At 65.3% G+C, this 15,065-nt stretch carries 10 protein-coding genes; 6 read left to right on the plus strand and 4 right to left on the minus strand.

What is annotated here, in order from left to right:
• Window positions 1-2: 2 nt before the first annotated feature.
• Window positions 3-1,001: a response regulator gene (locus GJ698_RS26925; protein WP_154360947.1), complete on the minus strand. Its 999-nt coding sequence runs from the start codon at window positions 999-1,001 to the stop codon at window positions 3-5.
• The gene (locus tag GJ698_RS26930) at window positions 998-4,381 is read right to left on the minus strand and encodes an MHYT domain-containing protein (protein WP_154360948.1); all 3,384 of its coding nucleotides are present in this window, start codon (window positions 4,379-4,381) and stop codon (window positions 998-1,000) included. Before GJ698_RS26930 ends, GJ698_RS26925 begins: the two co-directional genes overlap by 4 nt.
• 141 nt (window positions 4,382-4,522) lie before the next feature.
• Here GJ698_RS26930 and GJ698_RS26935 point away from each other — a divergent pair, with 141 nt between their 5' ends.
• The 3 genes from GJ698_RS26935 to GJ698_RS26945 are packed head-to-tail and all read left to right on the plus strand — an operon-like array spanning window position 4,523 to window position 7,730.
• Window positions 4,523-5,755, plus strand: a complete 1,233-nt coding sequence (locus GJ698_RS26935) for an efflux RND transporter periplasmic adaptor subunit (RefSeq protein ID WP_154360949.1) — start codon at window positions 4,523-4,525, stop codon at window positions 5,753-5,755.
• Window positions 5,752-6,501 (plus strand): ABC transporter ATP-binding protein, encoded by a 750-nt coding sequence (locus tag GJ698_RS26940; RefSeq protein ID WP_371865449.1) that lies wholly within the window; start codon window positions 5,752-5,754, stop codon window positions 6,499-6,501. Before GJ698_RS26935 ends, GJ698_RS26940 begins: the two co-directional genes overlap by 4 nt.
• Window positions 6,502-6,545: 44 nt before the next feature.
• Window positions 6,546-7,730: an ABC transporter permease gene (locus tag GJ698_RS26945; protein ID WP_154360979.1), complete on the plus strand. Its 1,185-nt coding sequence runs from the start codon at window positions 6,546-6,548 to the stop codon at window positions 7,728-7,730.
• On the opposite strand, the gene GJ698_RS26950 is transcribed toward GJ698_RS26945, so the two are convergent.
• On the minus strand, window positions 7,731-8,195 hold the full coding sequence (locus GJ698_RS26950; RefSeq protein ID WP_154360950.1) for a hypothetical protein: 465 nt from the start codon (window positions 8,193-8,195) through the stop codon (window positions 7,731-7,733).
• Between the two features lie 108 nt (window positions 8,196-8,303).
• Here GJ698_RS26950 and GJ698_RS26955 point away from each other — a divergent pair, with 108 nt between their 5' ends.
• On the plus strand, window positions 8,304-9,587 hold the full coding sequence (locus tag GJ698_RS26955) for a BNR repeat-containing protein (protein ID WP_154360951.1): 1,284 nt from the start codon (window positions 8,304-8,306) through the stop codon (window positions 9,585-9,587).
• Window positions 9,588-9,591: 4 nt separating this feature from the next.
• On the opposite strand, the gene GJ698_RS26960 is transcribed toward GJ698_RS26955, so the two are convergent.
• Entirely contained in the window at window positions 9,592-9,957 is a 366-nt protein-coding gene (locus tag GJ698_RS26960; protein ID WP_154360952.1) for a hypothetical protein, read from the minus strand.
• 335 nt (window positions 9,958-10,292) lie between these two features.
• Between GJ698_RS26960 and GJ698_RS26965 the strand changes: the two genes are divergently transcribed.
• Both GJ698_RS26965 and GJ698_RS26970 read left to right on the plus strand, forming a co-directional pair.
• Window positions 10,293-13,367, plus strand: a complete 3,075-nt coding sequence (locus GJ698_RS26965) for a TonB-dependent receptor (protein ID WP_154360953.1) — start codon at window positions 10,293-10,295, stop codon at window positions 13,365-13,367.
• A gap of 72 nt (window positions 13,368-13,439) precedes the next feature.
• Window positions 13,440-15,065 (plus strand): GH35 family beta-galactosidase, encoded by a 1,626-nt coding sequence (locus GJ698_RS26970; RefSeq protein WP_154360954.1) that lies wholly within the window; start codon window positions 13,440-13,442, stop codon window positions 15,063-15,065.

The raw sequence follows: 15,065 nt of genomic DNA on the forward strand, positions 1-15,065 counted from the left end.
GACTAACGCTCTGCCCAGCGTTCCTTGATCTCAAGCAGCGCGGGCATCTGTTCAAAGAAGAGGTCGACCAGGCGGCCTTCGAAATGCAGGCCGCGCTGCGCCTCCATGTGAGCGACGGCCTTCTCCAGCGGCCAGGCTTCCTTGTACGGCCGCGCCGAGGTCAGCGCGTCGAACACGTCGGCGATCGCCACGATGCGCCCGACCAGCGGAATCTCTTCCCCTTTCAAACCGTTCGGATAGCCGCTGCCGTCCCACTTCTCGTGGTGGGTGACGGCGACGTCGTAGGCCATCGCCAGCATGCCGTGCGGATGGCGGCCGATGATGTCGCCGCCGATCGAGGCGTGCGACTGCATCACCTTCCATTCTTCCGCGTCCAGCGGGCCGGGCTTGCGCAGGATGTTGTCGGGGATGCCGATCTTGCCGACATCGTGCATCGGCGCCGCGTGCAGCAGGTCTTCCGCCTCCGCTTCCGTCATGCCCAGCGCCAGGCCGAGGATGCGCGAGTAGTGGCTCATGCGGATCACGTGCAGGCCGGTCTCGTTGTCCTTGAATTCGGCCGCCAGGCCGAGGCGCTGGACGATTTCCAGGCGCGTCTTCTTCAGTTCATCCACGCCCACCAGCGACAGGTGGGTGCGCACGCGGGCACGCACGATGGGCGGGCTGACCGGCTTGGTGATGTAGTCGACCGCACCGGCCTCGAAGCCGATCACCTCGTCGTCGGTGTCGGCCAGGGCGGTGACGAAGATCACGGGTATCGACGCCGTGACCGGATCGGCCTTCAGCTTGGCGCAGGTTTCGTAGCCGGTCATGCCCGGCATCATCACGTCCAGCAGGATCAGCTGCGGCTGTTCGGAGCGCGCCAGTTCCAGCGCGCGCGGGCCGTCCTTGGCGAACAGCAGACGGTATTGGTCCTGCAGGATGTGGCGCAGCAGCTGCAGGTTGCTGGCCTCGTCGTCGACCACGAGGATCTGCGGCTGGTTGGCTTGGTGCGTGGTAATCATGGGGTCTCCGTGGACAGGCTGGCCTGTAGTGCTTGCAGTGCGGCGTAGGCCTGCGGGAAATCGAAATCGTTGAGGGCGTCCTGCACCGCCTTCAGCTGCTGGGCCAGTGCGGGCGGGGCGCCGGTGAGGGCGGCGGTCAGGGCGGTCAGGGCGGCGTCGTTCAGCGCGCCGCGCTGCAGCGACGGCAGCAGGGCGGCGGACTTCTGGCGCGCCATGGACGGGTCGAACACGGCGGGCGGCGGCGTCTCCAGCCGGGTGCCGCGCGGCGGCGCCAGCGCGTGGATGGCGCTCAGCGCCGCATCCAGCTGCGCCGCCAGCGTGCGCTGCGCCTGCGCCAGTTCGGTTTGCAGCGCCACCGACAGTTCGCCGGGCACGCCGTCATCGCGCTGCGGCGAGCCGCACAGCTTCTCGATCTGCGCCAGCGTGGCGGCGATCTGTTCCAGGCCGATGTTGGCGGCGACGCCGCGCACCTTGTGGGCCCAGGCCTGCGCTTCGGCCAGCCCCACTTCGCTGGTGTTGGCCAGCAGCTTGACCAGCGTGGCGGCGGCGCTGGCGTGGTCCGCCACGAAGCGGTGCAGCGCCTGGTGATAGGCCGCTTCCTCGCCGCCCCAGCGCGCCAGGCCGGCCTTCTGGTTCAGCGAACGCAGGCGCGGCGCCTCGGACGGCGGCGGCGCCGACGCCAGCGGCGGCAGGTTGAGCACCCGCGCGATTTCGTGCGACAGCGTGTGCCAGTCGACCGGCTTGGATGCAAAGCCGTTCATGCCGGCCTTGGCGGCCGCTTCGCGGTGCGCCGCCAGCACGCTGGCGGTCATGGCGACAATCGGCACCGGCGCGTCGCCGTGGTGCTGTTCGCGCGAGCGGATGGTGCGGGTGGCGGCCAGGCCGTCCAGCATCGGCATCTGCATGTCCATCAGGATCACGTCGTGCAGGCGGTCGGCCGACATCTGCACTGCCATGTAGCCGTCGGTGGCGGTGTCGAGCGTGTGGCCGCGCTTGGCCAGCAGCAGCGACAGCAGCTCCAGATTCTGCGGCACGTCGTCGGCGGCCAGGATGTGCAGCGGCGGCAGCGGATAGTCGCTCACTTCGCTGCGCTGGCCCTCGCCGTTGTGGGCCGGCTCCAGTGGCAGCAGCACGTGGAAGGTGGTGCCCTGGCCCGGCGTGCTCTCGGCCCAGATCTTGCCGCCCATCAGATCGACCAGCTGGCGGCTGATGGTGGTGCCCAGGCCGGTGCCGCCGAAGCGCCGCGTCATCGAGGCGTCGGCCTGCGTGAACGGATCGAAGATGGCGTTGATGCGGTCCGGCGCGATGCCGATGCCGGTGTCCTGCACCGCGATGTGCAGCTGCCCCTGGCGCACGCCGGCGCGCAGGCAGACCTTGCCGGCGGCGGTGAACTTGATGGCGTTGTCGAGCAGGTTGCCGAGGATCTGGCGCATGCGCAGCTCGTCGCCGTGCAGCCACGCCGGCAGCGTGCCGTCGTAGGCGATGTCGATCTCCAGCCCCTTGCTGCGGGCGTTGCTGCCGAAGGTGGACGCCAGTTCGTCGATCAGGCCGAGCAGGCTGTAGTCGTCCGGCTCCAGCTCCACCGCGCCCTTGTCCAGCTTGGCGGTGTCGAGGATTTCGTTCAGCAGCCGCAGCAGCGAGCGGCCTTCCTTGCGCACCGTGTTCAGGTGGCGCTGCTGCTCGTCGCTCAAGTCGGTGTCGAGCAGCACGTCGGTGAAGCCGAGGATGGCGTTCATCGGCGTGCGGATTTCGTGGCTCATGTTGGCGACAAAGCTGGCGCGCGCGGCGGCCGCCTGTTCCGCCGTCTCCTTGGCCTTGCGCAGCTCCAGTTCCATCTCGCGGCGTTCGCTGATGTCGAGGATCACGCCGTCGATCCAGCGGATCGCCGGATTGCTCTCGTCCTGCGTCACCGCGCCGTGTTCCCACATGAAGCGGCGGCTGCCGTCGGCGTGGATCAGGCACCACTCGACCTGGTAGGCGGTCAGCGCGGCGATGCTGCGCGCGATCTCGGCCGCCACGCGCTCGCGGTCCTCCTCGCAGATCAGCGAGCCGAAGGTGCGGGTGCGTGCGGGGCCGACGAAGTCGCTGGCCGGAAAGCCGGCCAGGCGCTCGATGCCGTCGCTGACGAACACCGGCGGCGTGTCGAAGGCCATGCTGCTGCGGAAGGAGATGCCGGGGATGTTGCCGATCAGCGAACGGAATTGCTGCTCGTTGTCGCGCAGCGCCTGCATGATGGCGCGGCGTTCGCTGATGTCGGTAATGAACAGCACGAACAGGTCGCGCTGCGCCAGGCGCGCATGGCCCAGCGCGCGGCGGATCGGCACCTGGCTGCCGTCCTTGCGCACGGCGATCACTTCGCTGCCCTTGCCGGGCACGGTGCCGTCCTCGGTGCGCAGATAGTTCAGCAGGCCGTCCTGCTCCGAACGCTCGGCATCGGCCATCAGCAGGCGCACGTTGCGGCCGATGATTTCCGCGCGCGTCCAGCCGAAGATGCGTTCGGCCGAGGCGTTGAATTCCTGGATCACGCCGTCGCGGTCGACGGTGATCACGCCGTCGACGGTGGTGGTCAGCAGGGCGCGCATCCAGGCCTCGCTCTCGGCCTGCTGGCGGTACATTTCGCGGTAGCGCAGCATGCCGTTGGCGGCCGTGGCGAACACCGTCACCGCCACGGTGATCAGCGACAGCGCCAGCGCCAGGAAGGTGGAGTTCTGCTGCGGCGAGACGTCCAGCGGCAGCACGCCGGTGAAGCGCGCCGCCGCCATGCCGGTGTAGTGCATGCCGGCGATGGCGCAGCCCATGACGGCGGCGCTGATGACGCCCACCAGCGCCGCCGGCAGGCGCAGCGAGCGCAGGCCGAAGCGTATCCACAAGGCCAGCGTGGCCAGCACCACCGCCACCACGATCGACAGGCCGAACATGAAGGGATCGTAGCGCAGCTGCAGCGCGGTCTGCATCGCCGCCATGCCGGTGTAGTGCATGGCGCCGATGCCGGCGCCGACCAGCACGCCGCCGCTGATCAGCGAGATGGCGCTCAGGCGCTGCATGCTGATGATGTACAGCGCCACCGCCGACGCGGCAAGGCTGGGCAGCACCGAGATCAGCGTCAGCACGTGGTCGTAGTCGACGTCGGTGCACAGGTTGAACGCCAGCATGCCGATGAAGTGCATCGACCACACGCCGCAGCCCAGCGCCAGGCTGCCGGTGCCCAGCATGGCGGCGCGCAGCGGCCGCGTGCCGGCCAGACGCGCCTGTGCGGCCACTTGCAATCCCATCCATGATGAGAAGATGGCAACCAGGATTGAGAGTAAAACCAGCCACGGCGAGTAGGTGCCGTAGTGGAGCAGGGACGGATCGTCCGGCGAAATGAAGAGTTCCATCATGATGATGGGACCATATCACAAACAAAGTGCCCGCAGACAATGCGGTGAGCATTGAATAGTTGCTTTTAAGATAAATATGCGGAATACTTGCCCGGCTGATCCGCATGTCGCCGGATCTCACTACGGGACACACTGAAAACAATGGCTTTCCTCACCAAGAAAAAAATCGGGCTGGCGGTGGCCCTGCTGGTCATCGGCGGTGGCGCCACCGCTTATTATTCCAAAAGCAAGGCCCCTGTGGTGGAGCCGCCACGCTTCCGCACCGCGGCCGTCGACACCGGCAACATCACGCAGACGGTGACGGCCACCGGCACCATCAACCCGGTGGCGCTGATCAATATCGGTTCGCAAGTGTCGGGCACGGTGAGCGAACTGAAGGCCGATTTCAACGACCGCGTGTCCAAGGGCCAGGTGCTGCTGAAACTCGACCCGACCATCTTCAATGCGCAGATCCGCCAGGCCGATGCGCAGCTGGCGTCGGCGCGCGCCTCGCTCAAGCTGGCGCAGGCCACGCACCAGCGCAATCAGTCGCTGCTGTCGCAGAACTACATCTCGCCGCTGGCGCTGGACCAGTCCAAGCGCGAGGTCGATGTGGCGCAGGCGAATATCCAGCTGGCCTCGGCGCAGCTGGCGCGCGCGCAGGCCGACTTCGACAACAGCGTGATCCGCTCGCCGATCGACGGCGTGATCATCAAGCGCACCGTCGACCTGGGCCAGACCGTGGCGGCGTCGTTCACCACGCCGCAGCTGTTCCAGATCGCGCGCGACCTGACCAAGATGCAGATCGATACCAGCGTCTCGGAAGCGGACGTCGGCTCGCTGAAGGAAGGGCAGGAGGCGCGCTTCGTGGTGGATGCCTATCCGGACAAGGAATTCAATGCGCGCATGCGCCAGTTCCGCCTGGCCGCCAACGTGGTGAACAGCGTGGTGACCTACAACGTGGTGCTGGACGTCGACAACCAGGACGAGCTGCTCAAGCCGGGCATGACGGCACAGGTGCGTCTGCTGGTGGGCAACCGCCAGAACGTGCTGCGCGTGCCGACCGCCGCGCTGCGCTTCCGCCTCAGCGACGAAGAGATCGAGAAGCAGAAGAAGCTGGCCGAAGCGGCCAGGCCGGCCTCCGCATCCGCTGCGGCCAGCGCCACGGCCGCCGCCGAGGCGCCGCAGGACGACGACGCCTCGTTCCGCACCAAGGCCGACCTGGCGCGCTCGTTCCGCATCTACACGCTGGACGCGAAGAATCAGCCCAAGGCCACCGACGTGAAAATCGGCCTGTCCAATTTCCGCTACACCGAAGTGGTGGGCGGCGAGTTGAAGAAGGGCGACAAGGTCATCACGCGCGCCATCGGCAATGAGAATGCAGGTGGCATGTGAGTGGGCCCGCCAATGAGCTGCTGATCGACATCCGCCAGGTCACCAAGAGCTACTTTTCCGGCAACATCGAAACGCAGGTGCTGCACGGGATCGACCTGGCCGTGCCGCGCGGCGATTTCCTGGCGGTGATGGGGCAGTCCGGCTCCGGCAAGTCGACGCTGATGAATATCTTCGGCTGCCTGGACCAGGCCACCGGCGGCAGCTACTTCCTCGACGGCGTCGATACGCTGACGCTGTCGCGCAACCAGCTGGCGACCATCCGCAACCGCACCATCGGCTTCGTGTTCCAGAGCTTTAACCTGATCAAGCGCATGAGCGTGGCGGAGAACGTGGCGCTGCCGCTGATCTACGCCGGCGTCTCGCGCTCCAGGGCGCACGCCAAGGCCCTGCTGGAACTGGAGCGCGTGGGCCTGAAGGAGATGGCCAAACGCACGCCGAACCAGCTGTCGGGCGGCCAGCAGCAGCGGGTGGCGATCGCCCGCGCGCTGGTGGGCGATCCGCCGCTGATCCTGGCCGACGAACCGACCGGCAACCTCGATACGCAGACCAGCGTCGAGATCATGCGCTCGTTCCAGCAGCTGAACGAGGAGCGCGGCATCACCATCCTGCTGGTGACGCACGAGCCGGACATCGCCGCCTACAGCAAGCGCCTGATGCGCCTCAAGGACGGCCACGTGCTGTACGACGGCCCCTCGGCCGAAGGCCTGCGCCAGATGCTGCTGAGCCACGACAACTTAACCGTATAAACAATATGAACCTTTTACAGATCGTGGTAGAGGCGTTTCGCTCGATGCTGGCGAACCGTCTGCGCACGCTGTTGACCATGCTGGGCATCATCATCGGCATCACCTCGGTGGTGCTGCTGCTGGCGGTGGGCGACAGCATGAAGCGCTTCATCGCCAAGGAGCTGGAACAGCTGGGCACCAATATGCTGTTCATCTCCCCCGGCGGCGACCGCGCGCAACAGCAGCGCATGCGCAGCGGCGCGCAGCCGGCGATGACCATCGCCGATGCGGCGGCGCTGAACGAACTGCCGTCGCTGGCCGGCGCCGCGCCGGTGCTGCAGGGCGGCTTCAATCTCGCGGTCGGCAACGAGAACGCTTCCAAGACGGTGCACGGCGTGACCCCGGCCATGTTCAAGATCCGCGGCTGGAAGGTCGACAAGGGCAGCGCCTTTAGCGACGCCGACGTGCGCGCCGCCTCGCGCATGGTGGTCATCGGCCGCAAGATCGCCGACCAGTTCTTCTACAAGCAGGACCCGCTGGGCAAATACATCCGCATCGAGAACGTCTCGTTCCAGGTGGTGGGCGTGCTGTACGGCGAGGGCAAGCAGGTGGACGGCGGCGACTTGAGCGAGTACGTCATCGTGCCGATCACGGCGGCCGCCGCCAACCTGGTGAAGATGCCCTTCCCCGGCAATGTGCACTACGTGGTGGCGCAGGGTAAATCCGGCGGCAACCTGCAGGATGCGATCCTCGACATCGGCGAGACGCTGCGCGACCGCCACCACATCAAGATCGACCAGCCGGACGACTTCCGCATCGACAACCTGGCGTCGTTTGCCGAGACGGCGCAGAAGATCAGCGCCGGCCTGGCCGCGCTGCTGGGCCTGATCGGCGCGATCTCGCTGATCGTCGGCGGCATCGGCATCATGAACATCATGCTGGTGTCGGTGACCGAGCGCACGCGCGAGATCGGCATCCGCATGGCGATCGGCGCCAAGCCGCGCGACGTGCTGCTGCAGTTCCTGACGGAGGCGGTGGTGATCTGCCTGGTGGGCGGCATCTTCGGCATCGTGCTGGCCACCGGCGCGGCGGCGGGCATTACCGCCACCGGCAAGTTCGACGTGTTCATCACCCTGCAGGCGGTGATCGTGGCGTGCGGCTTCTCCAGCCTGGTGGGCGTGTTCTTCGGCTTCTACCCGGCGCGCCGCGCGTCCAAGCTGCTGCCGGTGGACTGCCTGCGCTACGAGTGATCAGTAGTCGAACTTCTTGCTGCCGCCGGTGGAGGCCTTGAAGTAGATGGAGTTTTCCTCGCGCTCCTTGCGAACCACTTCGCGGCGCTCGCGGTTGGCCTGGCGGCGCTCCTCGACGCGCGCATTGTGCGCATCGATGCGGCGCTGGGTCTGCAAGCCCTTTTTGCTGTTTTCCAGCAGGCCGAACTTTTGCCGCATGGCGAAGGCCCACAGCAGGAACACCAGCAGCAGCGACAGCAGATAGGCGCTTTGCCACAGGCCGTAGTTCTGGCTGATGAAGGGGAAGATGGGCGCGGCTTTTTCCAGCCAGCCCTGGCCAAGGATGCCGAGTCCGGCCGCCAGCGCGCCCAGACAGAGCGTCTTGACGATCATCCAGCGGCTGGCCTTGATACGCGATTCCCAGAAGGTTTGCGGATCGTCGGTCAGTTGGTCGAGATAGGGAGTGTGGTCGTGGTGCGTGGTCATAGCGACAATTTTTTAGGGCGCCAATAGTGCGGTGGAGATTATCGCACATTTTCCATGTGGAAATTATGTTGGTGTTGATCTACGTCTAGTCTTTGCGTAGCATGGGGCATGATCAAACGTTTACTCTCGGCGGCCTTGCTGGCTGCAACCCTTCAGGCGGCGGCTGCGCCGGTGTTGTCGGTGGTGGGCGACGGCTGGGCCAACAACTCGGTCAACGCGGTGGTGTTCCGCAAGAATTCGCTGGTGACGCAGGGCGACACGCAGTACGTGGCCTACTACGATGCGCAGCGCTACCTGGTGCTGGGCAAGCGCAAGCTGGGCGACACGCGGTGGACGGTGCGGCGCAGCGCCTGGCAGGGCAACGCGGCCGATGCGCACAACGCCATCAGCATCATGGTCGACGGCGCCGGCTATCTGCATGTGTCGTGGGATCATCACAACAACCCCTTGCGCTATGCGCGCAGCGTGGCGCCGGGTTCGCTGGCGCTGGGGACCAAGCTGTCCATGGTCGGCGCCGAGGAGGACGAAGTGTCCTATCCCGAGTTTCACCGGCTGCCGGACGGTAACTTGCTGTTCTTCTACCGCCTGGGCGGCTCGGGGCGCGGCGACCTGATCATCAACCGCTACAACGTCGCCACGCAGCGCTGGACGCGGCTGCACACCAACCTGATCACCGGCGAAGGCCAGCGCAACGCCTACTGGCAGGCCTTCCTCGACCATCGCGGCACGCTGCACCTGTCGTGGGTGTGGCGCGAGTCGCCGGACGTGGCCAGCAATCATGACATGGCGTATGCGCGTTCGCGCGACGGCGGCGTGACGTGGGAGCGGTCGGACGGCAGGCCCTACACGCTGCCGATCAGCGCCGCCAGCGCCGAGTATGCGCTGCGCATTCCGCAGAACAGCGAGTTGATCAACCAGACGTCGATGGCGGCCGACCAGGATGGCCATCCCTACATCGCCAGCTACTGGCGCGACGCCGGTTCCACCGTACCGCAGTATCACGTGATCTTCCACGACGGCGCGGCCTGGCAGGTGCGTGCGCTGGACTTCCGCAAGACGCCGTTCTCGCTGGGCGGGCAGGGCACCAAGCGCATTCCGATCGCGCGGCCGCAGATCATGGTCAACGCGGCCGGCGCGCTGCTGGTATTCCGCGATGAGGAGCGCGGCAGCAAGGTCTCGGTGGCCAGCACCGCCGATATCCTGCACGGCCCGTGGCAGGTGCTGGATCTGACGGCATTCGCCGTCGGCGCCTGGGAGCCCAGCTATGACACCGAACTCTGGCGCCGCAACGGCACCCTGAGCCTGTTCGTGCAGAACGTCCAGCAGGTCGACGGCGAAGGCCAGGCCAACGTGCCGCCGCAACCGGTACAAGTGCTGGACTGGCAGCCGTAAGTCTTCACCCGGGCATCATCTTGAGCAGCAGCGCTGAAAGCAGTGACGACTGCAGTATGCCGACGCCGACCACCCACCGTATCAACTCGGCTCTGCTCTCCGCAATTTTTGTTTCCAGCCGTGCCTCGACCTGATCGATTCGGCCATTCAGCCGGATGTCGACCTTGTCGATTTTTGCATCCAGTTTGAATTCCACCTGATCGATTTTCGCGGTGGTATCTACGGCATATTTATCGAGCTTGATGTTGAGTGCGCCTAGCTCGTTCATGAATTCGCCAGTCGTCTCGGCCTGGATGTCGGCGAGCGCCGCTGACATGCCGGCTTCCTGCAGCCGCTTCGCATATTGGTGATTGTCGAAAAGAATGGTCATGGCGGTCTCCGGTCTGGGTGAGCACCTATCTTAAAAATACGGCCTGAACGGCGTTTGATATATCGCAAATGTCTACCGTCGCTTTGCGCGGCCGACGGGCGTGTCTATCTCGCCACAGTGCCATTGCATGCCGGTTTTTCCGCGCGCTCCTCTGTACATGCCATGCTAGTGATTGCTTTTTAGTATCAAATGGTAGCGTATAACATTTCAAATATTATTTTTGTTGACAATAACTTTTCAACGCTTTTACACTCAAATGATCGCGCAACCATTTTGTTTCTAAGTTGTTCGGTTCATAACAATAACCACGGTGATCTACCGAAGGAGACTGTAAAATGCTAGTGAATCACAAAAAATCCCGGCCTGCTGGCCGGCAGATGGCGTTCGGCCTGACCGTTATGGCTGGTTTGATTGCGCAATCATATGCGCAGGAAACGCCCGCGCCAGCAGCGGCGCAGGCCGATGCGGCGCCGATGACGGTGGTGCAGGTCAACGGCTACCGCAACTCGCTGCTGTCGTCCGCCAAGGACAAGAAGGAAGCCGTCGGCTTCCAGGACTCGATCAACGCCGAAGACTTCGGTAAATTCCCGGACAAGAACATCGCCGAATCGCTGAGCCGCATTCCCGGCGTCGGCGTCTCGCGCGACATCACCGGCGAAGGCTCCACCATCCAGATCCGCGGCCTCGGTTCGAGCTTCACCAAAATCCTGCTGAACGGCGCGCCGATCGCGGTGGCCTCGTCCGGTCCGATCGACGGCGCCAACACCAACCGCGAGGTCGACCTCGACCTGCTGCCGACCGACCTGTTCACCAAGCTGACCGTCAGCAAGAGCCCGACCGCCGAGATGATCGAAGGCGGCGCGGCCGGCGTGGTCAACCTGCGCAGCGCCCGTCCGTTCGACAAGGAAGGCCGCACCATCGCCGCCAGCATCACCGCCACCAAGCAGCAGATCGCCGACAAGACCGGCGGCCGCGGCTCGTTCCTGGCCAGCCAGACCTTCGGCGACTGGGGCATCCTGGGCGGCGTCACGCTGTCGCGCCAGCAGGTGCACACCACCGGCTGGGAAACCGTCGGCTACACCAACGCCAACCTGTCGGCGGCGCAGAATCCGGCCTCCAGCCGCAACAACACCGGCGGCGGCAACTTCACCATTCCGGCCACGGTGCCGGCCGGCGCCGGCAACGGCCTGGTGACCGGCCAGGTCATCGACCAGGCCTGGCTGCTGGCGCACAATCCGGGCCTGACCATCCAGCAGATCGACAACGCCATCCTGCCGCGCCTGGGCCGCACCATGGATTACTTCGGCACCAAGGACAAGGGCTCGGCGATCTTCGCCGCCGAATACCGTCCGACCGAAAACCTGCACTTCTACCTGGACACCATGTACAGCAAGCGCGACGACAAGATGACGCGCATGGACTACGACTGGTCGGTGCGTAACGGCGGCATGATCCCGCTTAACATGACGGTCGACAAGAGCGATTGCAGCGACGGCTGCACGGTCACCGGCGGCACCTTCGCCAACACCCAGAACTTCTTCGAGCACGGCTACCGCCGCGACCAGGTCAGCCTGCTGGGCCTGAACCCTGGCATGGAATGGAAGCTGACGCCGAGCCTGAAGCTGGACGCGCAGGTCAACTACACCCGCAGCAACTTCAGCCACGAAGCGCCGACCGTGTACCTGATCACCGCGCCGAACAGCGGCAACACGGTGACCTACAACAATAACAACGGCGGCATCCCGTCGGTGGTCGCCAGCACCGACCTCAATAATCCAAACAGCTATGTGTGGAACACCGGCCGCGTCAACGTGCAGAACGAGTTCCGCAAGACCGAGACCAAGGGCTTCCACAGCGACCTGACCTGGGGCGACGACAAGTTCAACATCCGGGGCGGCATCGCCTACGACGACATCACCCGCCGCATCAACGCCACCGACAACTCGGCGGCCTGGCAGGCGGCGGTGTGCGGCAACAATCCTAGCGTGTTCCTGCAAGGTCCGAACGGCGCGCCGACCTGCGACGGCGCCTCGACGCCGGGCGCCAGCGCTGCCTTGCTGTACCCAGGCTACGGCACCGGCTACACCGCCGGCGCCACCGCGCCGCTGACCTACGGCGGTTCGCTGATCCCGCAAAGCGCGCTGGCCAGCTACATCATCCCTGGCCCGTACGGCCGTCCGGTGATCGACTGGACCCGCTTCGCCAAGGACTCGAACTACCAGCAGTACTACAACACCGCGCCATCGAGCGGTGCTTCGTCGACCGGCGCCAGCTCAGGCTTCATCGGCGAGAAAACCACTGGCTTCTATGTGGAAGCCAACGGCAAGTTCGACCTGGCCGGCTTCCCGGCGCGCTACAACGGCGGCGTGCGCTATGTCCGCACCCGGCAGTCGGTCGGTTCGCTGAACTCGATCACCGATCCGCGCAACGCCGCCCTGACGCAGAACGGCAGCAAGTATCCGAACATCGACCAGTGGGTCTACCAGGATACGACCTACAACAACACGCTGCCGTCCGGCACGCTGGCGGTCAACCTGCGCAGCGACGTGATCGCCCGCGCCGCGCTGTCGCGCAGCATGACCCGCGCCGATCCGAACGCGCTGCGTCCTGGCGTCAACTTCTCGTCGGTATCGGCGGACGTCGGCACCATCGGCAATCCGGCGCTGAAGCCCTACCTGTCGGATAACATCGACCTGGGCATCGACTGGTACACCGGCCGCGAAGGCTACGTCAGCCTGACCGTGTTCCAGAAGAAGGTGGACGGCTTCACCATCAACCAGAACATCACGCTGCCATTCAGCGCGCTGGCTGCCTACGGCATCACCTACAACACGCTGATTCCGAACCAGCAGCAGGCGATCGATTCGCGCGGCGGTCCCAACTCGGCCACCGTGGTGATGACCCAGGCCCGCAACGCTTCGGGCGAACTGAAGATCCGCGGTCTGGAAATCGGCTGGGTGCAGCCGCTCGACAAGATCCTGCCGATCCGCGGCTTCGGCATCAACGAAACGGCCACCTTCATCACCCAGCGCGGCGATGGCGAGGGCGGCGCCGGTTTCGTGGCGCTGGGCGTACCGAACCGCACCAACAACTTCTCGGTCTACTACGACAACCACGGCTACACTGCGCGCCTGTCGCACACCTTCTCGAAGGGCAGCCAGACCGCGAGCGCGAACCAGAACGGCATCACCAACGCCGCGCTGTTCTCGGACAACTACAAGCAGCTGGACTTCTCGTCGAGCGTGGACCTGGGTGAGGTGTTCGACAAGGAAAACTGGCCGACGCTGAGCTTCGACATCGTCAACCTGAACAACGATTCGCGTCGCGGCTACTTCCAGTTCGGTAACGCCAACTTCTCGCAGTACTCGCCAGGCCGTACCTACTCGCTGGGCCTGCGCGCCAAGTTTTAATCGTCTGGCCCCGTCTCCCTACGGGGCCTTTTATCCGCCCCTTCGGGGGCGGTTTTTTTTAAAAGGAAAACCATGGATGGATCGACACGCCGCGTACGCGTCGCCTGCCTGGTTGCTGCTGCGCTGCTAGGCTGGACGTCGGTGCAGGCCGCCGCACCGCCGCACCTGCGAAAGCAGGGCAGCGCCACCCAGCTGATCGTCGACGACCAACCGTTCCTGTTACTGGGCGGGGAGCTGCATAATTCGTCCGCCTCCAGCCTGGCGTATCTAGACAAACTGTGGCCGACGCTGAAGGCGGCCGAGGTCAACACCGTGCTGGCGCCGGTCGAGTGGGACCAGATCGAGCCGATGGAAGGGCGCTTCGATTTCACCGTGCTGGATGGTGTGCTGAAACAGGCGCGCGCGCACGACACGCGGCTGGTGCTGCTGTGGTTCGGCGCGTGGAAGAATTCCATGTCGACCTATGCGCCGGCGTGGGTGAAGCAGGACACGCAGCGCTTCCCGCGCGCGCAGACACGCGCCGGCGTGCCGCAGGACATCCTGACGCCGTTCGCGCCGGCCACGCTGGCCGCCGACAGCGCCGCCTACCGCGCGCTGCTGGCGCACCTGAAGCAGGCCGACACGCAGCACACGGTGCTGATGATCCAGGTCGAGAACGAGATCGGCATGCTGCCGGAAGTGCGCGACTACAGCGCCGCCGCCAACGCCGCATGGCACGCGCCGGTGCCGGCAGCGCTCACCATGTATCTGGCCGCACATCAGGACACTTTGCAGCCAGCGTTGAAAGCCGCCTGGCAAACACGCGGCGCGCGCACCAGCGGCACGTGGACCGAAGTGTTCGGCGATACCATCGACACCGAGGAGATATTCCAGGCCTGGCACTACGCCCAATTTGTCGAGGCGCTGACGGCGGCCGGCAAGGCCGTCTATCCGCTGCCGATGTATGTGAACGTGGCGCTGAACCGGCCGGGCAAGCGTCCCGGCGAATACCCAAGCGCCGGCCCGCTGCCGCATCTGTTCGATGTGTGGAAGCCGGGCGCGCCGTCGGTAGACGTGCTGGCCATCGACACCTATTTCCCCAACTTTATCCACTGGGCCAAACAATTCAAGCGTCCGGACAATCCGCTGTTCATCCCGGAGGCCAACCACGCCGAACGTCCCGATGCCGGCGCCGATGCCTTCTATGCGATCGGCGAACATGACGCCTTCGGTTTCTCGCCGTTTGCGATCGACGATATCAAGGGCGGCAACTCCTCGCTGCCGCAGGCCTACCGCGTGCTGAAGCAGCTGGCGCCGTTGATCAACCGTTATCAGGGCAGCGGCAAGGTGCGCGGCTTCAAGGCGCCGCTGTCGTATGACGGCGATGTGGACGCCGCGCCGCAGCAGGTGCGCATGGGCGGCTATACGCTGCAGGTGAGCTTTAACGCGCCGTGGGAGAAGCTGACGCCGGCCGAGGTGCAGACCCGCGGCGGCCTTGTCATACAATCCGGCGATGACGAATTCCTGGTCGCGGGCAAAGGCTTGACCATCGTCTTTGGCAGCGCCGACGGCGCCATGGTCGGCATCGAGCAAGCCACCGAAGGCCTGGACGACAAGGGCCGCTGGCTGAACGGAGACGAAACACACCAGGGCCGCCACATCGGCCTGCCGGGCGACGCGTACACCATCCAGCGCGTCAAGCTGTACCGCTATCGCTGA

Source organism: Duganella aquatilis, from assembly GCF_009674565.1.
GTDB lineage: Bacteria > Pseudomonadota > Gammaproteobacteria > Burkholderiales > Burkholderiaceae_D > Rugamonas > Rugamonas aquatilis.

What these genes read in the sequence shown, in the direction of transcription:
- GJ698_RS26925 (WP_154360947.1), bottom strand. Translation starts at nt 1,001, where the DNA reads ATGATTACCACGCACCAAGCCAACCAGCCGCAGATCCTCGTGGTCGAC.
- GJ698_RS26955 (WP_154360951.1), top strand. Translation starts at nt 8,304, where the DNA reads ATGATCAAACGTTTACTCTCGGCGGCCTTGCTGGCTGCAACCCTTCAG.
- GJ698_RS26945 (WP_154360979.1), top strand. Translation starts at nt 6,546, where the DNA reads ATGCTGGCGAACCGTCTGCGCACGCTGTTGACCATGCTGGGCATCATC.
- GJ698_RS26965 (WP_154360953.1), top strand. Translation starts at nt 10,293, where the DNA reads ATGCTAGTGAATCACAAAAAATCCCGGCCTGCTGGCCGGCAGATGGCG.
- GJ698_RS26950 (WP_154360950.1), bottom strand. Translation starts at nt 8,195, where the DNA reads ATGACCACGCACCACGACCACACTCCCTATCTCGACCAACTGACCGAC.
- GJ698_RS26960 (WP_154360952.1), bottom strand. Translation starts at nt 9,957, where the DNA reads ATGACCATTCTTTTCGACAATCACCAATATGCGAAGCGGCTGCAGGAA.
- GJ698_RS26970 (WP_154360954.1), top strand. Translation starts at nt 13,440, where the DNA reads ATGGATGGATCGACACGCCGCGTACGCGTCGCCTGCCTGGTTGCTGCT.
- GJ698_RS26935 (WP_154360949.1), top strand. Translation starts at nt 4,523, where the DNA reads ATGGCTTTCCTCACCAAGAAAAAAATCGGGCTGGCGGTGGCCCTGCTG.
- GJ698_RS26930 (WP_154360948.1), bottom strand. Translation starts at nt 4,381, where the DNA reads ATGATGGAACTCTTCATTTCGCCGGACGATCCGTCCCTGCTCCACTAC.